Source organism: Alkalibaculum bacchi, assembly GCF_003317055.1.
Classification (GTDB): domain Bacteria; phylum Bacillota; class Clostridia; order Eubacteriales; family Alkalibacteraceae; genus Alkalibaculum; species Alkalibaculum bacchi.
The window spans coordinates 30,222-55,737 of record NZ_QNRX01000014.1; the positions used below are offsets into that span (position 1 = coordinate 30,222).

A 25,516-nucleotide genomic window follows, 5' to 3' on the forward strand; every position below is an offset into this window, starting at 1 on the left:
AAGGAGGATACAATGAAGGAAAATGGTCTGATTATCGGCTTAGATATTGGTGGAACCAATGTAAGAATAGGGATGGTAAATAAATCAAAAGTAGTTGAAGAATTCGAAATAATTAAAAGCAAAGAGATATTTCATGACAAACCTATTGAAAATTTATCATGCTTTATAGAAGATTATAGAAGAAGAAAAGGTAAAAACAAGAATATTCTTGCAGTCTCACTAGGCTTTCCTTCCACAATAGATAGAACAAGAAAAATCGTCCTATCTACCCCTAATCTAACAGGAATGAACAATCTGAATGTAGTTGAGGAGCTACAAGAGAGTTTAGAGCTTCCGATATTTTTAGAACGAGATGTGAACTTACTTATTCAATATGATATGTACATGAATAAGATTCATCCTGAGAGCACTGTTTTAGGTTTTTACATTGGTACTGGGCTTGGAAATGCAATAGTAATTAAGGGCAGAATATATAATGGAAAGAATGGTTGTGCTGGAGAGCTAGGACATATCCCCATTATGAATAATACAATACCATGCGGTTGTGGCAATAAAGGTTGTATGGAATTGTTTTCATCAGGAAAGTATTTACAGATTATAAGAGAAGAATTTTTTCCAGAAACAAGTTTAGATAAAATATTTGTCAAACATTCCCAAGATCCTAAAATAGTAGAGTATGTAGAATATTTATCTATTCCAATTGCTACAGAAATTAGTATACTAGATCCAGATTATGTTATTTTAGGGGGAGGAGTTTTACAAATGGAAGGATTTCCTTTCCATAAATTAGAGTCAAATATTTTGAGTCATACTCGAAAGCCTTTCCCCGCAGATAATCTAGCATTTCACTATGCGAGAGCTCATCAAGAGAACGGAGTAATTGGGGCTGGAATATATGGTTTTTCATGCTTAAAGGAAGGAAGAAGATAATGATAGCATTAGGTAGTGATCACGTAGGCGTAGACTTAAAAAAAGAAATTATAAAACATTTAGAAGAAAGAGGAATTCCGTATAAAGATTATGGCCCTTTTGATACAGAGCGAACAGACTATACTATATATGCTGTAAAGGTAGCAGAAGCGGTTTTATCAGGAGAATGCGATAAGGGCATTCTTATTTGTGGAACTGGAGTAGGAATTTCTATAGCAGCAAATAAGGTACATGGAATCCGAGCCGTCGTTTGTAGCGATTGTTATTCAGCGAAATTATCTAAAGAGCATAATAATACGAATATTTTAGCAATGGGAGCAAGAGTAGTAGGAATTGATTTAGCAAAACTCATAGTAGACTCATGGTTAGACGCTAAATTTGAAGGTGGAAGGCATGAAAAGAGAATAGAGCAAATAACACAAATTGAAGAGAACACATTTCATCTTTAAGCAAGGTGCCCTTAATATCATTATTACAGGGCACTTTTTATAGATTCAAGTAAACAATTATTAAACTATTGTTAAACTAGGGTTTAATGAGTCTAAGGCGTTTTCCTGCTGTTAGATAATAATTAGTTCTGTAAAATTAGAAATAGTAGATTTATTGTCGTTCGGAATATTATCATCTGTTATTACAAGATCTATTTCACTCCAATCAGCTACTTGAACCAAAGAGCTTTTTTCGAATTTACTGTGATCTAAAAGTACTACAGATTTACGGCTTCTTAATATGAGCTCTTTTTTAATATCAATATCGAAAAAACTCGTAGTACAGATACCATCTCTATGGAGTACGCCACTAGAACCTAAAAAACATACATCCATTGCAAAGGTTTGCAATGCGTTTTTAGCAAGTTCTCCTCTAAAACACATATCATGGGGGTGGTATTCTCCGCCTGTGCATATCAAAGTATTCTTACTAGAAATCAGTTCTTGAGTAGCTGGAAATGAATTTGTAATAAATATATTGTTACTCATTTTAGCATATAAGCTTGCAAGAACAGTAATAGTACTGCCAATATCTAGGCCGATGATGTTGTCCTTTAGATTAAATAACTCTATTGCTTTAGTAGCCAGTTTCAACTTTAAATCATAATTTTCCGTCTTCCTTATTGAGACAGGAGAAATAATATCGCTTTCATTGGCAATTGCTCCTCCATGAACTTTTTTTAAAATCCCGTGTTCCTCTAAGTATGCGAAATCTTTACGAATTGTTTCGTCAGAAACCTTAAATAGTTTTATTGCATCAGCAATTCTTAACATTCCATTTTGATTTATTATTTCTACGATTTGATTTCTGCGTTCAACAATTTTGCGAGAAGTAATCAACTATTGTTCCCCCTTGTGTAGTGAAATGTGCGTGGTAATATAAATAATATCTTAATCATATCATATTTGTCAAAATTTAGACCCAAAAGTAATATAATCTGTTTGATGTTTCTTTATTAGTAATTCGTTTTTTCTTTGCTTTTTTACGGATGTGACACTTTGGTCTTCATATATTACTGTCTTGAGGTGTTTTGGAACAGAAAATGAACAAGGTAGTTTTTTGGGAACTAGTGAAGCAATTCTGATTATTTATAACATAAAATATAAATACCATATTCTTTACTTTTATAAATGATAAACCTGAATTATTCATGAAGGTATAGATTGATATCAAAATCAGGTAAAAAAGAAGCTCATAATATCTTGATCATATGCAAAATAAAATAATTGAGATAAACTAGGCGACAAAATAGTCGCCATTATATATACAATCATTCATTGCTCGCTCTTGAAATATAAGTAATCATGTTATCTTACCACGCTGATTAGTAAGAAAATTCATAACTTCATCAAATGAACATATAGAATTTTGTGCGCCAATTGTAAGCGATGCAAGAGCGCCACAGGCATTTCCTAATTCCATGCATTTTTGGATAGGCCATTTGTTAGCTATACCATAAGCAAAACCACCATTGAAGGAATCTCCAGCAGCTGTTGTATCAACAGGTGTTATTTTAAATGCATCAAGGTAGATTTCTTCTTTACCATTATAAAAGTAGGAACCTTTTTCTCCCATTGTAATACAGACATTCTTAACTCCTCGCTCTAGAAACCACTCAGCATTTTTACGTGCCCAATCATCTAATTTCATGTTTGAACGCAACAGGCCTGTATAAGTTTCACTTTCCGTTTCATTAGGTGTAATATAATCTACTAGTTTGAATACAATTTTATCAAGTGGCAGAGCTGGCGCAGGATTAAGGACAGTAGTGGCGCCTGCAGCTCTTGCTTTTTTAAGACCATAGTAAACCATGTCAGAATTAATTTCATTTTGGGTGATAAAAACTTCAGCAGTAGCGATATCCTTAAGTGCTGCATCTACTATATCCTGAGTAATGGTTTTGTTTGATCCTGGAGCATAAACAAGTTTATTATCACCACTGGAGTCAATGAAAATTGAAGCACAACCAGTACGGTGTGTAGATGAGATGTATAAATAACGTATATCTACTCCTTTGCTTGATATTCCGTTGCGAACTGCAATTCCTTGTTGGTCTGACCCAGTGCTTCCAATAAAAAAGGTTTGAGCACCTAACATTGCTGATTGTACAGCTTGATTAGAACCTTTGCCACCAACATACATATCTATACTAGTGCCTTCTACTGTTTCGCCAATATTTGGTAGTCTTGTTGATTTGGCAACGATATCATAATTAATGCTCCCTAATACTATTATTTTAGTACTCATAATATCCTCCTTATGTATTTTTATTGATATAAATGAATATTAATATATTGGTTTTCTTGTGTTTTAGTTGGAAATCTTGTGGAAAAATACTCCTAGTCCCATGTCTATTATATACATATTAATATATTATACCTTAAAATGTGTTAAAAAAGAAGTTGAAAGAAGGAGCTGTGCACTAAATATTAGTAGGACAGCTCTTTGAAATAGTGTTGATAGGTTGTAATAAAGATGGTATTTTATTGTTAGGAGTGGAAATCAAAATTAAAAACTATTTATTTACAACACTAAACCATATTACTTTCCAAGCTATTTGCGAACTTAATTGAAAAAACGTAAATGGTTTATGACTTCTAAAAAAGCAACAAAAATAAGGTTGTAAGAAACTGTTGTTTTAGAGTATATAAACTTAAGTATTTCAAGGCCATCCTTTTCACTTGTCGTATCACAACATTCGGTAAGTACTGTAGTGATACATGTTCAATATTATATCAAATCTCTAATGTATAAGCCGGACATCATGATAATGGCAATGTAAACGTTTTAATTAACTAGATTTATTTATCGAATCGATATGATTAATAGTTTTGATAAGGCTAATCTAGTTCTTTAATAAGTAACAATCGATGCAATCAACTCAAATCTTTAATTATATATGCAAAGGATTACAGTTGTATTTGCATTGATATTACTCGTTTGAAAATGTACATGAGGTAAAAGTATTTATTGAGTATGGGATTTGCTATAGTTTTTTACAAAATATTATACATTTTTAAAAGGGGAGGAATTAATGTGAAGAAAAAACTAATTGCAGCTCTACTGGTAGGTTTATTAGTAACCTCAGCCGCAGGATGTAGCTCAAAATCTCCAGCGGACAGCAAAGAGGAGAAACCAACAACAGCACAACCTACAGAGCTTGCAGCTGCTGATGTAGCAGAACAAGGCTTTGACTACTATGATGGAGCTATGCAGTACAAAGATGTCGTTGCTAAACTAGGACCAATTCCAATACTAGACAAAGAGATCAAACTTGGTTATGTTTGTAAAGCTTTTGAAAATGAGTTTTGGAGAATGCAGAAAGAAGGTGCAGAAGCAGCTGTTAAGCCTTTAAATGATCTTGGAATAAAATATTCAATTGATGTTCGAGCAGCTCAAGGCGAAACAGATGAACAAGGTCAGCTTGCTGTGCTTAATGACATGATAAATAAAGAATATGACGGTATACTTTTATCACCTATCTCTGAGGGAAATCTAGTACCAGGTATTGAAAATGCCCTTAAATCTGATATTTCTATGACCGTTGTAAATGATGCTTTTATGCCACACATTGGTGTTACTGTTGGAGCATGGCATCTCGAAGCTGCTGAACTTGCGGCAGAGTGGGTAAATGATAAGATAGGCGGAGAAGGTCAAGTAGCTATAGTGCAAGGTCTTCCAAAGGCTCCTCCTGCAAGAACAAGAACTGAAGGGTTCAAGAACTGGTTTACAGAGAATAGTCCGAATGTAGAAGTTGTTGCTATACAAAATGCTGATTGGGATCGTATGAAGGCAAAAGAAACAGTAGATATCTGGATGAAACAATATCCTGATCTTAAGGCTATCTACGCAAATAATGATACGATGGCAATGGGTGCCCTTGAAGCTGTAAAAGCTGCAGGAAAATTAGATCAAGTTCTTGTTGTAGGAACGGATGGTACAAGCGAAGCTCGTAAATCTATTAAAGATGGTGAGTTAGCTGCAACAGTTGACTCATTCCCATATTATATGTCACAAATCGGAACTGAAATGTTAGTCAGAAAGATGGCTGGTCAAGATGTTCCTAAAGTAGTGTACTCTCCACAAGCTGTTATTGACAAAGCAAATGTTGATGTTCCAGCTGAAGAGATTATTGGTTGGACTGGGTTCCTAGCGAAATAATTTTTATCAACATTGTCCGGGACAGTTTCTAAATAACTGTTCCGGACATACTTTTAACGTAGAAGGGGGAGCTAGCTGTGGAAAATTATATAGAATTTCAAAATATAACAAAGATATTTCCAGGACACAGAGCACTTAATGATGTTTCCTTTAATATCTGTAAAGGTGAAATTCATGCTTTGTTAGGTGAAAATGGAGCAGGTAAATCTACTTTGCTTAATATACTTCATGGAATGTTTCCAGCAACAGAGGGAAAAGTATTTATCAATTCAGAAGAAATCAATTATAAAAGTGCATTTGATGCAATTCAAAATGGAGTTGTAAAGGTACATCAAGAAATTAATATAGTACCTGAGTTAACTGTAGCACAGAATATGATGTTGGGCAGTGAAATTACAAAGCAGGGGTTATTTTTAAATAAAGAACAGATGGTACAAGAAACGCAAGAACTTCTAGATAAGTTAGGATGTAATTTTTCTGCAAAGGAAAAAATGAAAAATTTAAGTACTGGTAAAAAACAGATGGTTCAAATTGCTAAGGCGTTATACTTAAATGCTAAGATAATCTCTTTTGACGAACCTACTGCATCGCTTAGTGATGGCGAAGTTAGGACACTTTTTCAAATTATTAATGAGCTCAAGGCAAATGGCATAACGATTATATACATTAGTCATAAACTAGATGAAATATTTGAGATATGTGATCGAGCGACTGTTCTACGGGATGGCGAATACATTACAACATTAAATATGAAAGAAACCACAGAGGATGAGTTAATCCGCAACATGGTCGGTAGAGATGTTGCCATGTTTGGGCAAAGGATTAAGCCATCCCGTGTTGAAAAGGATAATATAGTTCTTAAGGTAGAGAATTTAAGTGGATCTTCAGGGTTTAATAATATTAACTTTGAATTAAGGAAAGGTGAAATTTTAGGTTTTTTTGGACTTGTGGGAGCTATGCGGACAGAGGTAATGCGAGTGATTTTTGGTGCTGATCAAGCAACGAGCGGAACAATATATCTTAATGGCAAAAAACTAGACAATACCTCACCATCTGCATGTGTAAAAGCAGGTATTGGATTAATTTCGGAGAATAGAAAAGAAGAAGGTTTTGTAAAAAATCTTAACAACGCAAATAATATCGCATTAGCTTCTATACATAAATATATGAATGGCATCTTCGTTAGTAAATCCATGAAGGAAAAAAACGCAGTTAAAGTTGGTGAGAGAGTTAAATTAAATCCGAATAATCCTAATTTTATGACATCAAATCTCTCCGGTGGAAATGCTCAGAAGGTAATACTAGGAAAATGGTTGTCTACTAACGCAGACGTTTTGATTATGGATGAACCTACTAAGGGAATCGATATTGGAGCAAAGGCAGAAATATATAAACTTATGGAGGAATTGCTTGAGGAAGGAAAATCTATCATCATGATTTCATCAGAGCTTACTGAAGCCATGGGTATGAGCGATAGAATTATAGTTATGCGAGAAGGGGCCATTGTTGCCGAGTTTGATAGGAATGAATTTGCTGAAGAGAACATTATCACTTACGCACTGGGAGGAAAGAAAAATGAAGCAATTATTGAAAGATAATAGTAGAGAGTTGAGTGTTGTAGTCGCGATTGTCCTTATGTTTCTTATCTTTGGAACTATAGAACCTATTTATTTATCAGCTAACAATATAAGAGATATTATTGAACAGGCGACAATTTATGGACTAATGGGTATCGGTATCACAGGTGTCATTATAACTGGAGGGATAGATCTTTCAGTAGGTTCTGTTCTCGCACTGGTAGGGGCTGTAGTTGCCCAAATGACTGTAGCGGGTGTACATCCTATTATTTGTATTATAATTGGTCTTGCTTTTGGTTTTACACTAGGTACTATCAATGGGATTTTAATTGCTAAGCTTGGCCTTCAGCCTTTTATCGCAACAATGGGTACAATGTCAATTTATAGAGGTCTTGCTTATGTTGTAACAAAAGGCTACCCTGTATTAGGCGTTCCGGATACATATAGAAAATTAGTGGATGGAGAGTTAATACCTTATATTCGCGTTTCAGTAATTATTTTCTTTCTGTTTGCAGTATTCATGTATGTTGTTCTAAAAAAGACAAAATTAGGGACATATGTTCACTCTATAGGAGGAAATGAAGAAGCTACTAGACTTTCGGGTGTAAAGGTAGATAAATATAAAACATTAATTTATGGTCTTGCCATGCTAGGTACAGCACTCGCAGCAATGATACAGATAGGTAAGCTAGGTACTGGAGACCCAACAACTGGGCAGGGATATGAACTAAATGCTATTGCTGCAGCTGCAATAGGAGGAACTAGTATGGCAGGGGGACGCGGAACGATACATGGAACTGTGTTAGGGGCAATTCTATTTGCAGGTCTAAAAGTAGGGTTGATTGTTATGGGAGTAGATACTTTTTATCAGTATATTGCAACAGGTTTAGTTATCGCTATTGCTTCATATATAGAAGTCGTGCAGACTAAATTATCTAGTAAACCTAAATTATCTACAAAATTTGAAAGCAAAAGTGAAGCTTAAGATGACAAAGTGTAAGAACCGTAATGATGAGTAAATATTAAAAATGTTGCAAAAATAAAATTATTATATTAACTGTTAGTTTATTAATGCACCGGATCAGAGGTGATTACTATTAGCAATAGAAGTGTATTAAACCGTAGAAATATAATCCTTAAAAGGCTGAATAAGGATGGAAGAATTTTAATTGGGGAATTAGCCTCATCCCTAAAAGTTTCTAATGAAACGATTCGTAAAGATTTAATTGCTATGGAGCAGCAAGGTTTTCTTAGGAGAGAGCATGGATCTGCTGTACTAGCATCAGAAAGTGATGAAGAAGCAATTGAATTTAGAAATATGGATAATCTCCGGGTGAAAAATAGAATTGCAAAAGAGGCACTCAAATATATTCCACAATCGGATTCTACCGTTATTGCAATAGATGCTGGAAGTACTACGTGGTGTTTAGCAAGATTATTAGCTCAGAGAAGTAGACAAAATATAATTACAAGTTCTATCCCTGTAGCGGAACTTTTTAATAAGGATGTAAATAATGTTTACATGTTAGGTGGGCTTATGCGCCAAAAGGATAAATCAGTTTATGGTCAATGGGCACTAAATTGTATTAATAGCGTAGGTATTTCAGTAGCAGTACTTGGTTCAGGAGGAACTAAGAGCATGGATGGTCTATGTGCAGTAACCTTTGATGATGCGAAACTAAAGAAAGCGATGATTCGGAATAGTGAACTTTCAATTGCTCTCCTAGACAGTACTAAATTTCAAAAGCGATCCATGGTGGAGGCCGCCAAATGGGAAGAAATTGATTATGTGATTACAGATAGCGATATTGAGGAAGAAGTACGAGAAAGATTATCAAAGAGAACGAACCTAATTATTGTATAAATAGGAAATGAGTTTATGGTAACTTCTAAGAGCTTGAATATATGACGAAAAAGGCCATGTATTCGAGCTTTATGTAAAATAAGTTATAAATTATACTGAATGCATGATATTAGGAATTTAAAAAAATGGGAGGATTTCATGTTTAATTTACCAGAGGACTTTATAAAGCACCCTGTATTTATCTCCGATATTAGAAAATTGTTTGAGAACTTAGATAACAATGAAAAACAGATTTTAGTTCTTCATTTAATCATTAATGAAAAAGGGGATTATCGTAATATAAACCTTAAACTACCCAAATTCGAGGAGGACAACAAGCAGTTATTAAACTTAGTTGAACGATATATCTTGGCAACATTGAATAATCTTTTAATCTCTTTTGGAGGAGTAAAACTTAAAATTTATCTAAATATGGACAATCAAGCCTTGATTTCGATTGTGAAAAATGCAGTTCATGAATTTAGTATTAATTCTAATGATAACAATAGAAAAGGTTATGGTAGTTACATTAATTATATAAATAGGATAAACAACTTATTAGGAAGGGAAAAATTCTCAGTAGAGTACATTGATATATCCTTATATCAAATCCCAGAAGAGTCTAAAGGATATAAGATTTATTCGCCACAAAATATAGAAAGAGAAGCGGAATACTTAAGAAGGAGCGCGACGGAACTAAAAGGAAAATTATTTTGTGGCATTGATATAGGAGGAAATTCTATAAAAGCTGCTGCTGTAGTAAATGGAGAAATTGCGCTAGTAAAGGGATACCGTTGGTTTCCAGATGCTTATAAAACTGCCGATGAAATAAATAATCCAGTCCTTATGTTAATCCGATTTATGCGAGCATATCTGATTTATAAAGACATGCATAAAGACGATCCATTACTCTTGGCACAAAGTGAAGTTTTTGAAGAAAATGCATCTTATAGCTGTATAGAAAAATATACAAAAGACATGGAGGCGTTAACGAATAAGGATCTTTGTATATTTGATGGAATAGCTATAGGATTCCCCGATATTGTCATAAACAACAAAGTATCCGGTGGTGAGACTCCTAAGCAGAGAGGAATTAGAGAAAGTTCAGGAGTAAACTATGAATCTGAGTTTTTGAAGATGTCTCATCTTAATGCATTAGCAGAACAATATATCAAACCAGACGGAAAAGTAGTTGTATTAAATGATGGAAATTTAGCATCTTTTATTGTATCAGTTGAACAAGCCTTTTCTGACGAAGGTCGTATTGGAGATAATGGCATGTTTGCCCATACAATAGGTACTGATTTAGGAACAGGCTTTATTTCAAAAACAGGAACTATCCAAGAAATTCCTTTAGAATGTTATCAGTATGTTATTGATCTAGGAAGCCTCCAAGAGAGTCAATATATTGCTAAAGATGTCCGCAGTATAAGAAATCTTAATACAGGAATCCCTGGATCTGTTCAAAAATATGTTAGCCAGATAGGAATGCTGAGATTAGCAATAAAAAACATAAAACAATATAATTCTAAACTTTATAATAATTTATTTGAAAAAGGTTATCTACAAAAAATACAATTAGATGAACAGGAAACTCTTATTATTCCGACAGAGCCAATTGATAAAAGAGGTGAATTAACAAGGTATTTGATTGAGCTTCTTAATGAGGGCAATACAGAAATTGAGAAGACTTTCTTAGAAATGGGCGAGATGTTAGGTAAGACTATTGAAGAAACAAAGTTTTTCTTTCCTGAAATTCCAACATCTAGGTTAATAAGTGGAGGTATTGTTGCAAATGATACTTGTTTTAATCTTTTAAGAAAGGGAGTACAACGAGTAAATAAGAAATATGAAATAAAGAGACTTGACGAAGATGTTGTCCAATCCCCCTTACTTAAGAGATTAGATATAAAAGATCGAAATTATATTTCAGCTGTAGGTGCAGTTTATATTGTTAATAAAGAGCTGATTAAAACTTCAGACATTAATCCTGGCATTAATAAAGGAGGGGGAAAAATTTGCTAATATTAGAAACCATTTCACTGCCTACATTGTGGGGGGGACAAAAGCTCTATTCTTATGGTGGAGATACAAATATTGAAAAATTAGGGCAACTTTATACCATTGCAGCAGATGATGAGTTAAGTAATAGAATCTTAAATGGAAAATATAAAGGAGATAATCTCCGAGATGTTTATAGAAAAAATCCCCAGATTTTTGGAGAAAATACTCCTATTGAATTTCCTTTATTAATTGGTTTTGTTGATGCTAGGGAAAATTTAAGTCTTCAAGTACATCCAAACAATGAGTATTGTAAGCAATATGAAGGAAAAGAAATGGGAAAGTGTGAGTCGTGGATTTTTATAGAGCCACCTACAAGCGGAGAAATCTACAATGGATGTAAAACTAAAACAAGAGAATTAGTCCAAGAAAATATTCATACTGGTAACTGGGATAACATTATTGATACATTACCAGTAAAGAAAGATCAGTATGTTTATGTTGAGGCAGGTACGTTACATGCATTAACTGCTGGCTCCCTTGTGTACGAAATACAACAGTCGACTAATTTAACCTATCGTTTTTATGACTATGATCGAGTTGATAAATTAGGAAATAAACGTCCTCTCCATCTAGATAAAGCCCTAGATGTGCTAGACACAGAAAAAAAGTCTCTTGCAGAAAACATCCAGATAGGTGAGAGGAGAGAAGAAGAATACTACAATATTATGCTCTACAATATTGAAGGTCAATTTAAAAATAATTCAGATACATATTTTTGTATTACAGTGTTAGAAGGCAGTACGACATTAGACGAAGTTAAGATTTGTAAAGGTATGAGTTTTATTTTATTTAGTGGTGAAGAGATTTATGTAGAAGATAAACTAAAGTGTGTCATAGCGTCTAGCAAGATATAAAAGTGAACGCAAAATAGGACCCTGACTACTTGTAGATTGGAGTATCAGGGTTCTTTATGTGGGTTGCCTTGAGAGTATAGGTAAATCTACACTTTAAGCTAAACCTTGAATATAAAATGATTTTATGCTTTGAAAATAATATTTTAATATTATTTATTTCTTCTTCAGATAATGCGCTTACTTCATTCAGTGCATATTGCTTTTTAAAAGAGTTGAATCTTTCTTTTCCTGTTAAAATCTCTGGCAAAATAATATTTTTGAAGCTATAATTAGAGATAACGAATGACCTCATTCTATATAAGTGTTAAATTTAGGCACTACTTATTTTAAAAAGAGGCAGTGAAGCGAAATGATCTATATCTCCATTATTTTTTTTATCATTTTTATGGACTTAAGCTCAAAAAAGTACATTACAGAGTATCTAAAAGAAAATTCATTTAAAAGAATAACGAAACATTTTTATCTCAATTTAGTAGTTAATAGAGGCGCTTTTTTAGGTTTACTAAAAAATAGACAGCGCCTTTTAAAGACGGCTATTGCTTTATCTCTTCTCACTCTACTAGGAGTTCTCATTTATTATGTTCAAAATAATGCAGAGCCTAAGATGTTATTGGCTTTGTCTTTTATTATTGGTGGCGCAAGTGGAAATTTTATAGACCGAATTCATAACGGTTATGTTACGGATTTTTTATATATTAAATATAAAAAACTTCCAGTATTTAATATATCAGATATCTTTATTTTTCTAGGTTCAATTTTATTAGTGGTCTAATCCATCTCAAAAACGAATATTTGTGTGAAAAGATGTTAATAATACAATTAGGAGAAGTCTACAAAAAAATAAAAAATGTTTGCAAAGAAATAACTATATATAATATAATATACATATAAGTATGTCAATATAAAATTTGTTTTTTTAACTAAAATATGTTATAATAGATACATAGCCGCATTCATATTCCAATACAAGGATTTGTAGGAAGAAGATGGAGCGGTTTTTATATATTCGTTTCAAAGTAAACGGCTAAGAGTAAAAGGGGATGTATTCCTCAGAATTACTCCATTTTGTGCAGGGCATCGAGACAAATTTTGCGAAAATTATAATTGTTGTTTAGATATGAGAGGGGAAGGCGTATGGATATCATTAATGAGTTAGTAAAACACGATAATTTTGGCGAGGGAAGTATCGTCAAATGCAACGATAATATTGTAGAAATAAAATTTGAAACTGGAAATAAGAAATTTATCTTTCCTGATGCTTTTGCATCTCATCTGACTATTCTTGATCAAAATATTGCATCAGATATGAAAAAAATTATTGAACAAAATGAAATAGAACGTAAAAAGATAGAATTAGAGATGGAAAGGAAAAGAATGCTTGATACCCAAGAGCGAGAACGTCGTTTAGAAGTAGAAAAGTTTATGAAGAGCAATAAAATTCATCCTAGCTCACAAGCTGTTTTTTGGTGCCAAGAAGAAGACATAGAACAAGTATTTACGGACTGGAAAGTTAATAGTGGTGTGATAAAAAGTGGTGTCAAAAAAGGTGAACCAAATCGCCCTATACGAATGCATCAAAATAGCGCCTGTCTATTAACTGAGAGAGACTCTGAGAAACCTGAGGATCAAAGAAAAATAATTGGTGTTTATATGGTTCATGAAACCTTCTCAGGGAATCAATGCGAAGATGGGTATATTCCTGCTCATTCAATATACAAGATTCGATTAACACAGGAAGAGTCTGAAAAAATGTTATTCTGGAATTACTATATCAACAAAAGATACCCTCAAAATACTACATGGAATACTGGTATTTATCGCTATTTTGAAAATATCTATATGGCACAAATCTTGCGAGATATTGTGTATTTAAAACCTGAAGGTAAAGAAAAAGAAATTGCCCAGAACTTTTATAAACATTTTTGCAAGATGAACAATCTAGTTGAAAATCAAATACCACAGCCTAGTGGAGTATTAAAACAAAATAATGATGCTGTGGCGGAAGCTACAGTTTAATGTGATAATTATGCAAAAGACGGTTCAGGCCGTCTTTTGTTATATAAAAAACTTGTGAACCTATTTGCTTCTTTCAAGAAAATCAACTGCATTGTATCATTAATATTGTGAATGAGCCAATTAATGGTATAATCAAGGTATAATTAAATATTGAAAGGAGTTGCATTAATGAGTTTAAAGAAGTGGCACAAGGCATTGATTTCATATGGTTTTCCTATATTGGTTTTACTTATTGTTTGGTATATCACTCTAATCCCTTTATCTTTTCAATCTTTAGGATTTTGGTTTTGTTTGTTTTCGTATATTGCCGTGAGTACTGTACTTTGGATGATTTTAAACGGTCGTGAAGGTACAAAAGTATTTAAATTTTCTTCGGTATTAATAGCAATCGGTGTAGTAGTCATTATCATAGGTAGTGTTGGTGGTTCTGCAATTTTTCGTTCTAAAGGATATGCTAATATACTGACCTATACCGAGGGGAACTTCGAAGAAGATCTAACAAATAAAGATCCAGCAAATATTCCAACTATAGATCGTGATATGGCAGAGAGATTGGGCAGTCGGAAAATTGGAGAGGTCCTTAATCTTGTCTCCCAATTTGATGTAAGTGATGAATACACTCAGATTGCTTATCAGGGCAAATCCGTGCGAGTTTCTCCACTTCAATACGTAGGCTTTTTTCGTTGGTTAACCAATCGAAGTGAAGGAATTCCTCATTATATTACTGTAGATATGGTGTCTGGAGAATCTGAATTAGTTGATCTCAAAGACAATATTCGTTATTCTCATTCTGGATTTTTTAATGACGATATTAACCGCCATATTTTCTTACATTATCCCACGGTTCTATTTGAAAATCCAGCCTTTGAATTAGATGAAGAAGGTAATCCTTATTATATTGCACCGATTGTCAAAAAGAGATTTAGTTTCTTAGGTCCAACAGATGTTGTAGGAGCTTTTGTGGTAGATGCTACGAATGGTGATATTAAAAGATACGACTTAAAAGATATTCCTGATTGGGTAGATCGAGTGTATCCAGCAGATATGGCTATGAGGCATATTAATTATAATGGAATGTACCAAAGTGGCTTTTTGAATAGCCAAATTACAAAAAGGGGCGTAATCCAAAATGCAGAAGGGTATAATTATATCGTATTAAATGATGATTTATATCTTTACACAGGATTAACATCTGTCGTATCCGATGAATCAAATATCGGATTTACTTTAATCAATTCCCGTACAAAAGAAGCAAAGAGGTACAATTTAAGTACTGCCACTGAATGGAGTGCCATGGAAAGCGCTCAAGGTTCTGTTCAAGAAAAGGGGTATATAAGTACATTCCCATTATTATTTAGAATGGAAGGAAAGCCTGTTTATCAGCTTTCTTTAAAAGATGAAGCTGGCTTGATTAAGCTTTATGCTTTTGTAGATGCAACCAATTACCAAAAGGTAGGGATAGCTAATACTTTATCTGCTGCATGGAACAATTTTACAGGTGGTGTTGTCCCAAGTCCAGAGGATGAAAAAGATTCAAGTACAGAGACTACAAGCATCAGCGGGAAAATCGCTACTATTGCAAATGCGGTTGTAGGTGGAGAGACTACCTATTTCTTTACTCTTGAAGGAGATGATCAGAGTATTTACACAGCTAAAGTTTCTATTAACAAAGAATTGCCTTTTATTCAAGTGGGGGATTTGGTAAAACTAGAAGTATCCGGTAACGAGGTAGTTTCTTTGATAAAAGAATAAATTCAAAGCTGAAAGCTAAATGTAGAAAGCTGATAAAAGCAAAGCTCCCCTATGTGCGAGATAGAGTAATATAACAGACTTCTTCTCATTTGGCTAAAGTAATGCTAGTATAAGATGTAATAGAAATAAGTTAAAAAGTGAAAAATAAATTTTAAAAATGTTGCATAGTATTTTCGAGAATTGACATAATAAGATTATAAAGTAGTGCAGAGGAACTGTTAGCAAGAGTAGCAAGTATTGAAAATCGAGGAGAGAGGTGATGTGAGTTGAAAAGCTTGATTTACCACGAACCAGAGATTCGAAATATTTCCGGCGCTCCAACAATAAACAAAGGCTTAGACATTTGGCCAAAGGTTATACGAGCAGTAAGGTAGCTAAAATATTTGTTTTATAGCAAATATTGATTTTGTCAACAAGTTCATTGTGTAACATTTATCTCTTTGTAGGTTTATGGACAATGAAAAAATAATTCCTCTTCACTCTTTATAGCAGGGAGCTTCTCCCTGCTTTTTTTCGTGAAACAATGAGCCATGCTCATTTCTTCAGTTTAAGTCTTAAAAAAGAACGCATCTGTCGATGCGCCCTTGTAAAGGTTATTTGTATAAGGTAAAGTTTTATAATCTTGGATTGCTTTCATAGAAAGTCAACCCGAGAGGAATACATTTAAGCAAATCCCTTAAAAGCTTTTACATAGAACTTACAACATAAAACTTAGAAATAAAGTGCCGAAGGCGCTTTATTAAGCTTCCATGAACATTCCAATATCGCTCGCTACATCTGTAATGCCACCAATACCAAATGTATCAACTAGTACTTTCGCTACATTAGGAGATAAGAACGCTGGCAATGTTGGTCCTAGATGAATGTTCTTTACTCCTAAGTATAGAAGAGCTAAAAGTACAATAACTGCCTTTTGTTCATACCAAGCAATATTATAAGATATTGGAAGGTCGTTAATATCACTTAATTCGAATACTTCTTTTAATTTTAGTGCGATTACTGCCAAAGAGTAAGAGTCATTACATTGCCCTGCATCTAATACTCTTGGAATGCCACCAATATCTCCAAGTTCTAATTTATTGTATCTGTATTTTGCACAACCAGCTGTTAAAATGATTGTATCTTGTGGTAGCTTTTTCGCAAATTCAGTATAGTAATCTCTACCCTTCATTCTTCCGTCACAGCCTGCCATAACAAAGAATCTTTTAATAGCACCTGATTTAACAGCTTCTACTACTTTATCTGCTAAGCTAATAACTGTAGCATGAGCAAATCCACCGACGATCTCGCCTTTTTCAATTTGAACTGGAGGTTTGCATTTTTTTGCATGATTGATGATTTCAGTAAAATCTTTTGGTTTTCCATTTACACCATCTGCTATGTGTTTTACTCCTTCAAAACCTGTAGCTCCAGTAGTATACATTCTGTCTTTGTATTCTGGTTTTGGAGGTACAAGACAGTTTGTTGTCATTAGGATAGGTCCGTTAAAGCTCTTAAATTCTTTATCTTGTTTCCACCATGCATTTCCATAGTTTCCAACAAAGTGTTTATATTTTTTAAAAGCAGGATAGTAGTGAGCTGGAAGCATTTCACTATGAGTGTATACATCCACACCTGTTCCTTCTGTTTGTTTCAACAATTCTTCCATATCTTTTAAATCGTGACCACTAATTAAGATGCCAGGGTTTTTACTTACACCAATATTTACTGTAGTGATCTCAGGAGTTCCATAAGTAGATGTATTCGCCCCATCAAGTAGTGCCATAGCATCTACTCCATATTTACCACATTCTAATACAAGAGCTACTAAATCATCTGCGCTTAAGCTATCATCTAATGTAGCAACTAATGCCTTTTGTATAAATGCACTGATTTTTTCATCCCTAGAACCTAAATTATCTGCGTGTTTTAAGTAAGCAGCCATACCTTTTAGTCCGTAAATCAATAATTCTCTAAGAGAACGAACATCTTCATTTTCTGTTGCTAAAACGCCAACTTTTGGTGCTTTCTCTTTTAATTGCTCAATAGTATATTCTGTTTGAGTTTTATTTCCGCCAGAAAATAAACTAAATATTTTTTGTAGGATGCCTTCTGAATTTACATTACTAGATCCCCATGTAGCTGCATCGTGTAAATTAGTAAGTTTTCCGCTAGCTTTTTCTACTTGAGCTTTTAGATCATCTCTCATTAATAAACCTTTTTTTACATTGGCTTCAAAATGATTTTTATCAAAGTTTGCATTTGTGATAGTAGAGAAAAGACTATTAACAATAAAATCATCTACCTCAGGATTCTTAATACCTAGTTCATTTGCTTTTGTGCCATAAACAGAAATTCCTTTTAATACGTAAATTAATAAGTCCTGTAATTGTGCTACATTTTCATCTTTCCCACAAACTCCTCGTACTGTACATCCAGTACCTTTTGCTGCTTCTTGACATTGATAACAAAACATGCTCATAATAACGCCCCTTTAATATTGTATTTTTTATAATTATTATAACAAATATAACAAGATGAAACGCTATATTTGTAAACTTTTTCTTTCGATAACCTTAGTATAAGGATTTGTTATAAAGTTATCGGTAACCACTGTTACGAGAAAATGTATTTACTTAATAAAAAAGTGGATGATTAAGAAACATCCACTTTTAAAAAGATATACCTTGAATTATAAACTCAAATAAGCCTTGGCTATACCTATATAGTATTGTGATTCTCTTATAATATGATTAATCACAACTACAGATGCAGGATAATTTGCTACTGCTGTGCTTTCTTCAATCATTCGAGTTAGATAGCTTACAAAAGCTTGACTTTGATTGATAGTAAAGGCAATTAATTGTCTGATGTCGGATTCTACATTTGGTGGGATTGGACCTCTAATATTGATTGCGTATTCAATCATTTGTACAATAACCCCTTCTGTAGATTCAAACTCTTTTTTAAATGTATTTAAAGTATTCTTATACTCATCTTCTAAATCAGGAACGATCTCCTGTATCACTACTGTATGCTCTGCTTCTTGTCTTTTCCAAAATTCTGCTTCTTCTAAGATTCGAATTCCATTTTTATTACCATAACAAAATCTCATATCTTCCTCCATTATATAGTATTTATAATAATATATGTTAGAAAATGTCTCGTGTTCATAACTGATAGTAGTTGATAAAGAATTTCAATTAGTCCATAGGTCTTTCCATATTATTAACTTCAAAATAGGATAGGATTAAATTAACAGGTAATTTATGAATAATTTTAATAATATTACAATTTATTCATAAAAATATGATAAAATAATAACATATTGTATTATATGTATTAAAAAGATAAGCATGGAGGTGAATTATGAAAAAGCATAAAATTGGTGCTGTAATTGCAGTAGCAGGAATGTCTTCTAGAATGAAAACCTTCAAGCCATTGATGATTATAGACAACAAAACGATTATTGAAGTAACAGTTGAAAACTATAAACGTGCAGGAGTTGATGAAATTTTTCTGGTTACAGGATATCGGGGCAATGAAATTGAGGAAGTATTTAAAGATGGAGAGATTCATTTTATAAGGAATACAAATTACGATTCAACTCATATGTTTGACTCCATTGTCATGGGTCTTAGACAAATAAGGGACAAAGTGGATTATGCATTTTTATCTCCTGGTGATAGCCCATTTGTTCAACAGTTTACGCTGAAAGGAATGATAGAAGAAATAAAAGATGCTCGAATAAAATTAGTACAACCTTCTTATGAAAGTGAGAATGGTCATCCTTTATTATTAAAAAAAGATGCCTTTAATAAAATACTAGAGCACGATGGCACGATGGGGTTACAAGGCGTAATAAACAAAATGAGGAGTGAATGCAAAAATATTTCTTTTATAGATCCTGGAATAATATTAGATGCAGACGTTAATCTTGACTATATAGAACTTTTAGCGTTTAATGACCAAAAAGATTGTCCTGATGTTGATATATGTCGTAAAATTCAAGATTACTTTCAAATGACAGATGCTGTAAAACTGCATTCTGATAAAGTCGCGCAAAAGGCTTTAAGCATTTGTGAGTATCTAAGTGATGAAGGAATATTTCTTGACAAGAAAATAATCCTAGCGGCCAGTTTGCTACATGATATTGCGAAAGGCAGAGCGCACCATGATAAAGTTGGTGCACAGTGGCTAGAGGATATGGGATATAAAAAAATTGCTCACATTGTATCTGAACATATGGGATTAGAAGAGATTCCCTCCATGATAACCGAAAAGGAAGTTGTTTTTTTATCAGACAAATTAGTAAAGGAAGACAAATTTGTCCCCCTCGATGAAAGATTTTCGGTTAAAGAAAATATGTACAAGAACGACGAGATTGCGTTGAAAGCTGTAAAAAGAAAGAAAGAGCAAGCTGAAATTTTGTACAAAATGATATTTAATAATTGAAATAAGAGCGAGATCACAATATATATACAACACTAATGGTAAGGAGAGAAACCAATGGAATTTTTTAAAAAATTACAGCAAATCGATAAGAGCAAGGACAATAGAATCTTAACCATTGTATCAGGTAAGAATATGGATTCTAAACTGCTCTTGTCAAATGGAGAAATCGTTTATACGAACAACAATAAAGTAAATTGGCAACAATGGATAGATCAAATTACACAAAACAGTAAAAGTCAAATAATTACTGTAGGTGATGAAAAAGCGTATATGGAATTTTTAACACAAAAATACAATGTGGTTATATGTGGAGCAGGCCATATTTCAATGCCGATAATAAGCATGTGCAAGCTTCTTGACTTGCCAGTGACTGTAATCGATGACAGGATTTCTTTTGCAAATAATGCAAGAAATACAGAAGCAGACTTGGTGATTTGTGAACCTTTTGATAGCGCCTTAGATCAAATAGATGGCGATAATGGCACTTTTTTTGTCATAGTCACAAGAGGACATCGATATGACCAAATCTGTTTGCAGAAAATAATCCAAAAGGAAAATGCTTATATCGGAATGATTGGTAGCAAAGTGCGTGTTGCCAAGGTCTTAGACTACTTAGAGGAGGAAGGCATTGACAGAGAAAAACTCAATAAGGTATATACGCCAATCGGATTAAAAATTGGGTCAGAAACTCCTGCAGAAATTGCAGTATCTATTATGGCCCAAATAATAGAAGTAAAAAACAAGAAGATTGGAACGAGCACCTATAGTAAGGAAATAATGAACCACATTTTAGATGAAGAATATCAAGATATGCCGAAAGCATTAATTACGATTGTTTCGAGGAGAGGTTCTGCTCCAAGAGAAGTGGGAACAAAAATGCTTGTATTAAAAGATGGCACTATGATTGGCACAATTGGGGGAGGCTGTGTTGAGGCAGACATAAGGCAATCTGCATTTTCATGTATAGATAGTGGAGAATCTAAGTTGGTAAAAGCAGATATGACAGGAGAAGAAGCAGAAGATGATGGAATGGTTTGTGGTGGAATTGTAGAACTATTTGTAGAAATCATAAAGTAAATTATACAAAATGAGAGGAGACATAGTAAAATGAATCAAATAAAAACGAAAGATGCAGTAGGTCATATACTTTGTCACGATATTACACAAATCATTAGAGGTGTTACCAAAGATGTGGTCTTTAAAAAGGGTCATATTATCAGGAAAGAAGATATACCCGTCCTCTTATCTGTTGGCAAAGAAAACCTTTATGTATGGGAAAAACAAGAGGGAATGCTTCATGAAAATGAGGCCGCTGAAATACTTTATGGTGTTTGCAAAAATGAATATATGAAACCTACTCCTGTGAAAGAAGGAAAAATAGAACTTATTGCAGATACATACGGATTATTTAAATTGGATTCAAAAAGGCTTTTTCAGATCAATAGTTTGGGAGAAATGATTATAGCCACAAGACACGGTAATACCATTGTCAGGAAAGGAAACAAATTAGCTGGAACAAGAATCATTCCATTATTAATTGAAGAAGAAAAGATGGTAAAGGCTCAGGAGATTGGTGCAGGAAAACCTATCATGTCTATTATACCTTTTAAGCACAAAAAAGTGGGCATCGTAACCACAGGAAGCGAAGTTTTTCATGGGAGAATAAAGGATACCTTTGGCCCTGTAGTTATAGAGAAATTTAATGAATTTGATGTAGAAATTATGGGTCAAACTATTGTAGATGATAAGAAAGAGCAAATTACTGCTGCAGTATTATCATACATAGAAAATGGGGCAGATGTTATAGCTTGCACTGGTGGCATGAGCGTTGATCCTGATGATTGTACTCCTGGCGCTATAAAATCAACGGGAGCAGAGATTATCACATATGGTGCTCCAGTACTTCCAGGTGCTATGCTATTAGTAGCTTATTATGACTATAAAGACAAAAAAGTGCCAATAGTAGGTCTACCAGGATGCGTCATGTATTCAGACCGCACTATCTTTGATTTGATATTACCTAGAATTATGGCAGATGACCCCATTAGTAAAGCAGATTTAGACAGGCTCGGTCAAGGTGGATTATGTTTAAACTGCGATCTATGTACATATCCTAATTGTGGTTTTGGAAAAGGATGTTAGGGGAGCTTGTAATGAAAAAAATTGTAATATTCGGGGCGGGGCAGGCAGGAAAAATGATTGGCAAATTACTTCACGGAAGCTGCGAATTACTTGCATATGCAGATAACAATTATAAGAATATTCCAACTACTTTGGATACTATTCCTGTAATATCTTCTAATGATATAAAGAGCTTAAAACCTGATGCAGTGATTATTTCCGTGCTAAACAAAGAAGCAGCAGAAAATATATTCGAACAGCTTGTATCAGAAGGAATAAGGGAAACAAAAATACTAAATATTAATGAATTAAGGGGATTGTTTGATATTAGACTATCAACTTTGAGGCTACTAGCTAGAGAAATCAACGATAAAAAAGTAAAAGGAAATGTAGCAGAGTTAGGAGTATATAAAGGATATCTTGCGAGAGAAATGAATACCATATTTAAGGAACGAAAAATGTATCTTTTCGATACATTCGAAGGTTTTGACTGGAGAGATTTAGAATGTGAAAATCAATATGATAAGAGTAGATCAAAAAGAGGGGATTTTAGTGACACAAGTATGGAAGATGTAAAAAGTGTACTACCATATCCTCATATGGCTGTATTTTGTAAGGGGTATTTTCCAGAAACTGCACTTGGTGTAGAAGATACATTTGCGTTTGTAAGTATAGATACTGATTTGTATCTGCCCACATATAATGGTCTTATATATTTTTATCCTCGCCTATCTAAAGGAGGATATATATTAGTTCATGACTATAATAGCACTCAGTTTCCAAATGTAAAAAAGGCTGTAGAAGACTTTTCAAAAAAAGAGGATATAAGAATCATTCCACTTTGTGACTTGCATGGAAGTGCACTTATTATTTGATTTTATATCTGAATTTTATCTCCAACTGTTCTTAGTTGGAGATTTTTTATTATTAAAAATAATAATTTTAAGAAAAGGAGAAATATTCAACATATTTCCTTAAAATGACATATGTTATGAAGGAATAAGGATATATTAATTTAAAGACAAAATACCCATTAGCAAGCCACAATCAAAATTTAGGGATTGGTGCCCTTCTCAACTAAGGCAAAGTAACTTGTAGTTAGTAATTTTACAAGGGGAGAGGGGTTTTTGCATGTCTGATGAAATAGGGGCGAGAAGAGATTATAAAAAGATAATATCATATGAAAACGCCTTACAAAATACCATATCGTCTATTAACGATACAATTGTAAAATTATCCATCGCTAAAGAACGTAATTTAATAGGCGAGGAAGGATATGAAGAGTTAAAAACACTTGCATTAGAATTAAATGAAATGCTTTGCAAAATAAAAGAAGACATTTAGAATTTCTTAACTTGAATAGGTAAGCATATCAACTTTTAGGTTGGAGGGGCATCAATCTAGAATTCTCGTCTTATTTCATCATACTAAATGATTTAATCAAAAAAGCTAAGAGCCTTGCATTTTGCAAGGCTCTTAGCTTTTTTTGTACTAGAAAATTCTACTTTTTCCTATATCTACTGCCCAGTCATCCTATGCGTAGGATCGGATATTGACCCTAAAGGAATACCCTCATGCTAGTGACCAAGGACTAGTGACTAGAAACTAGCACCTATTTCCTTGTAGCAATTTCAGCTTCCATTTCTCTTACCTTATTGTCTGGAAGATTATAGAAGAACATAATTGCAAAAGCCACCACTGCAAAAATAAATGGAGCAATAAAGAAGATGTTCTTAAATCCTTCGATAATTTCAGGGCTGATGTTTTCTGCTTTTGCATCAAATCCTAATGCAGCAATTCCCGCCGTTAAGATAAGACCACGAACTAAGATACTTACCTTAATAGAGAAGCCAGAGAAAGCCATGATAACACCTTTAGTATCTTTACCTGTTTTCCATTGGCTATAAGTAGCACCATTAGAATAGAATGAAGATGTTAATCCATATGAGAAGCCAAAGAATACTTGCCCAATTCCCATTATAGTAATAACAGCTATTACATTTTGTGCTACAAAATATGCAAGGATAATAGATGCAGCGTAACCACCCATTCCTAAAAGGTATGTAAGCTTTGTTCCAATCTTTCCTACGATAGAAGGGGATGCAATTGCTCCAATAAATCCTGCAATATTAAATACAAGAAGGAATACAGGTTGTAAGGCCATGCTATTTGTTACATAATTAAAGTAATAGAAAGAAGCAGCCATTAATAAATAGTATCCAATTAATTTTGTGAAATCTGAAATTACGAATAATACAAGGTTCTTATTAGAAAATACAGACTTAAACATATCACCTAATGAAGGACCTTTCTTTACTTGAGTTTTTGTGCTAGAAGCACTTATGGGTTCTTCATATCCTTTAGAAATAGCAAAATGCATATAATAAGCTACCATCATAACTGCTGCGAAAATACCTGCTGTTACAGTAAAGCCAAGGCTTGATCCTTCTCCAAATATTCCAGTGAAGAATAAGACTACTGGCATAGTCAAGTAAGAAGCCACTACTTTACCTACAGTAGAACCAGCTGCTCTTCTACTTGATAAGAAAGCTCTTTCTCTTGGATCGTCTGTTAAAACAGATACAAGAGACATATTCGCAGTCCAAGATACATTCCAAACTGTATGACTGATGATAAAACCTAAACTAATAATAATTGCGGCAAGTGTAGGGGAGCCAATGTTCGTAAATTGGAATATATAGAATAGCACGACAAATGGTGGTCCAACTAATAACCATGAACGGTATTTTCCCCATTTTAGATTGGATTTGTCTAAAAATACTCCTGCAACCAATGAGCTGACAATATCCGCGATTCCAGTGATTGTAGTGATTAACACGACTAAAGCATTTGGAAGCAATGCATAGTTGGTTAAGAACGGTGTAAAATAAGATGTCTCGACGAATGTCATAAAAGAAAAACCAGCATCTGCAATACCAAAGAAAGTCTTAATTTTGCTGTTGATTCTTCTACCCGCCTTTTGAATTTTGTCCATTATTTCATCTCCTCTTGTCTGTAAAGCATTACACTTTTACATAAAAAAGCACCATGAAATGGAATGAATAATAGAGTATTGCTAGTAAAAACGTAACAAAGGTATCGCTTTGCGATACCTTATAATAATCACAATAATTTTCTGTATTCTTACTATATCTTATGTATATTCATAGGTGTCTTTTATACCAAGTGTTGCTCTACAAAATTTATATTTATATAATATTATATTCAATTAAGATTGTCAATATGTCGCAAGATATAGAATTTTATTAATCGTT

The 25,516-nt window shown here is 33.5% G+C and carries 21 protein-coding genes; 16 read left to right on the plus strand and 5 right to left on the minus strand.

The genetic code is table 11. The features are described from left to right. Nucleotides 1-12: 12 nt before the first annotated feature. Nucleotides 13-930 (plus strand): allose kinase, encoded by a 918-nt coding sequence (gene alsK, locus DES36_RS10580; protein ID WP_170128271.1) that lies wholly within the window; start codon nucleotides 13-15, stop codon nucleotides 928-930. After that, the gene (gene rpiB / locus DES36_RS10585) at nucleotides 927-1,379 is read left to right on the plus strand and encodes a ribose 5-phosphate isomerase B (RefSeq protein WP_113921219.1); all 453 of its coding nucleotides are present in this window, start codon (nucleotides 927-929) and stop codon (nucleotides 1,377-1,379) included. The genes alsK and rpiB overlap by 4 nt, the downstream gene beginning before the upstream one ends. A 111-nt stretch (nucleotides 1,380-1,490) precedes the next feature. Here rpiB and DES36_RS10590 read toward each other — a convergent pair whose 3' ends face one another. Both DES36_RS10590 and DES36_RS10595 read right to left on the minus strand, forming a co-directional pair. After that, nucleotides 1,491-2,258: a DeoR/GlpR family DNA-binding transcription regulator gene (locus DES36_RS10590; RefSeq protein ID WP_113921175.1), complete on the minus strand. Its 768-nt coding sequence runs from the start codon at nucleotides 2,256-2,258 to the stop codon at nucleotides 1,491-1,493. A gap of 463 nt (nucleotides 2,259-2,721) precedes the next feature. After that, nucleotides 2,722-3,666 carry a ribokinase gene (locus tag DES36_RS10595; protein WP_113921176.1) on the minus strand — a complete coding sequence of 315 codons (945 nt, stop codon included), beginning with the start codon at nucleotides 3,664-3,666 and terminating at the stop codon, nucleotides 2,722-2,724. 789 nt (nucleotides 3,667-4,455) lie between these two features. Between DES36_RS10595 and DES36_RS10600 the strand changes: the two genes are divergently transcribed. The 9 genes from DES36_RS10600 to DES36_RS10640 all read left to right on the plus strand — a co-directional run bounded on the left by DES36_RS10600 (nucleotide 4,456) and on the right by DES36_RS10640 (nucleotide 15,686). Beyond that, nucleotides 4,456-5,580 (plus strand): sugar ABC transporter substrate-binding protein, encoded by a 1,125-nt coding sequence (locus DES36_RS10600; protein WP_207657451.1) that lies wholly within the window; start codon nucleotides 4,456-4,458, stop codon nucleotides 5,578-5,580. A 77-nt stretch (nucleotides 5,581-5,657) separates the two neighbouring features. Next, complete coding sequence (locus DES36_RS10605) at nucleotides 5,658-7,178, plus strand: sugar ABC transporter ATP-binding protein (protein ID WP_113921178.1); 1,521 nt, start codon at nucleotides 5,658-5,660, stop codon at nucleotides 7,176-7,178. Beyond that, the gene (locus DES36_RS10610) at nucleotides 7,156-8,142 is read left to right on the plus strand and encodes an ABC transporter permease (protein ID WP_113921179.1); all 987 of its coding nucleotides are present in this window, start codon (nucleotides 7,156-7,158) and stop codon (nucleotides 8,140-8,142) included. Before DES36_RS10605 ends, DES36_RS10610 begins: the two co-directional genes overlap by 23 nt. Before the next feature lie 102 nt (nucleotides 8,143-8,244). Then, a complete protein-coding gene (locus DES36_RS10615; protein WP_113921180.1) occupies nucleotides 8,245-9,021 on the plus strand; it encodes a DeoR/GlpR family DNA-binding transcription regulator in 777 nt (258 codons plus the stop codon). Nucleotides 9,022-9,159: 138 nt separating this feature from the next. Continuing rightward, on the plus strand, nucleotides 9,160-11,025 hold the full coding sequence (locus tag DES36_RS10620) for a hypothetical protein (protein WP_113921181.1): 1,866 nt from the start codon (nucleotides 9,160-9,162) through the stop codon (nucleotides 11,023-11,025). Beyond that, nucleotides 11,019-11,918 (plus strand): type I phosphomannose isomerase catalytic subunit, encoded by a 900-nt coding sequence (locus DES36_RS10625; RefSeq protein ID WP_113921182.1) that lies wholly within the window; start codon nucleotides 11,019-11,021, stop codon nucleotides 11,916-11,918. The genes DES36_RS10620 and DES36_RS10625 overlap by 7 nt, the downstream gene beginning before the upstream one ends. Before the next feature lie 349 nt (nucleotides 11,919-12,267). After that, nucleotides 12,268-12,690 (plus strand): signal peptidase II, encoded by a 423-nt coding sequence (gene lspA / locus DES36_RS10630; protein WP_113921183.1) that lies wholly within the window; start codon nucleotides 12,268-12,270, stop codon nucleotides 12,688-12,690. Nucleotides 12,691-13,052: 362 nt separating this feature from the next. Next, the gene (locus tag DES36_RS10635; RefSeq protein ID WP_113921184.1) at nucleotides 13,053-13,934 is read left to right on the plus strand and encodes a malate synthase; all 882 of its coding nucleotides are present in this window, start codon (nucleotides 13,053-13,055) and stop codon (nucleotides 13,932-13,934) included. 168 nt (nucleotides 13,935-14,102) lie between these two features. After that, nucleotides 14,103-15,686, plus strand: a complete 1,584-nt coding sequence (locus DES36_RS10640; protein WP_113921185.1) for a hypothetical protein — start codon at nucleotides 14,103-14,105, stop codon at nucleotides 15,684-15,686. Nucleotides 15,687-16,425: 739 nt separating this feature from the next. On the opposite strand, the gene hcp is transcribed toward DES36_RS10640, so the two are convergent. Further along, nucleotides 16,426-18,147 (minus strand): hydroxylamine reductase, encoded by a 1,722-nt coding sequence (gene hcp / locus DES36_RS10645; RefSeq protein ID WP_113921186.1) that lies wholly within the window; start codon nucleotides 18,145-18,147, stop codon nucleotides 16,426-16,428. Between the two features lie 210 nt (nucleotides 18,148-18,357). Then, nucleotides 18,358-18,780, minus strand: coding sequence for a DUF2935 domain-containing protein (locus tag DES36_RS10650; protein ID WP_113921187.1), 423 nt, complete (start codon nucleotides 18,778-18,780; stop codon nucleotides 18,358-18,360). Nucleotides 18,781-19,034: 254 nt separating this feature from the next. On the opposite strand from DES36_RS10650, the gene DES36_RS10655 reads away from it, so the two are divergent. From DES36_RS10655 to DES36_RS10675, 5 genes are all read left to right on the plus strand, one after another. After that, a complete protein-coding gene (locus DES36_RS10655; RefSeq protein WP_113921188.1) occupies nucleotides 19,035-20,120 on the plus strand; it encodes a DVU_1551 family NTP transferase in 1,086 nt (361 codons plus the stop codon). Nucleotides 20,121-20,174: 54 nt separating this feature from the next. After that, a complete protein-coding gene (locus DES36_RS10660; protein ID WP_113921189.1) occupies nucleotides 20,175-21,197 on the plus strand; it encodes an XdhC family protein in 1,023 nt (340 codons plus the stop codon). A gap of 30 nt (nucleotides 21,198-21,227) precedes the next feature. Further along, on the plus strand, nucleotides 21,228-22,262 hold the full coding sequence (locus DES36_RS10665) for a molybdopterin-binding protein (protein WP_113921190.1): 1,035 nt from the start codon (nucleotides 21,228-21,230) through the stop codon (nucleotides 22,260-22,262). Nucleotides 22,263-22,273: 11 nt separating this feature from the next. Next, nucleotides 22,274-23,116 carry a TylF/MycF/NovP-related O-methyltransferase gene (locus DES36_RS10670; RefSeq protein ID WP_113921191.1) on the plus strand — a complete coding sequence of 281 codons (843 nt, stop codon included), beginning with the start codon at nucleotides 22,274-22,276 and terminating at the stop codon, nucleotides 23,114-23,116. Between the two features lie 256 nt (nucleotides 23,117-23,372). Continuing rightward, on the plus strand, nucleotides 23,373-23,585 hold the full coding sequence (locus tag DES36_RS10675; RefSeq protein ID WP_113921192.1) for a hypothetical protein: 213 nt from the start codon (nucleotides 23,373-23,375) through the stop codon (nucleotides 23,583-23,585). 268 nt (nucleotides 23,586-23,853) lie between these two features. Here DES36_RS10675 and DES36_RS10680 read toward each other — a convergent pair whose 3' ends face one another. Next, nucleotides 23,854-25,236: an MFS transporter gene (locus tag DES36_RS10680; protein WP_113921193.1), complete on the minus strand. Its 1,383-nt coding sequence runs from the start codon at nucleotides 25,234-25,236 to the stop codon at nucleotides 23,854-23,856. Between the last annotated feature and the right edge of the window lie 280 nt (nucleotides 25,237-25,516).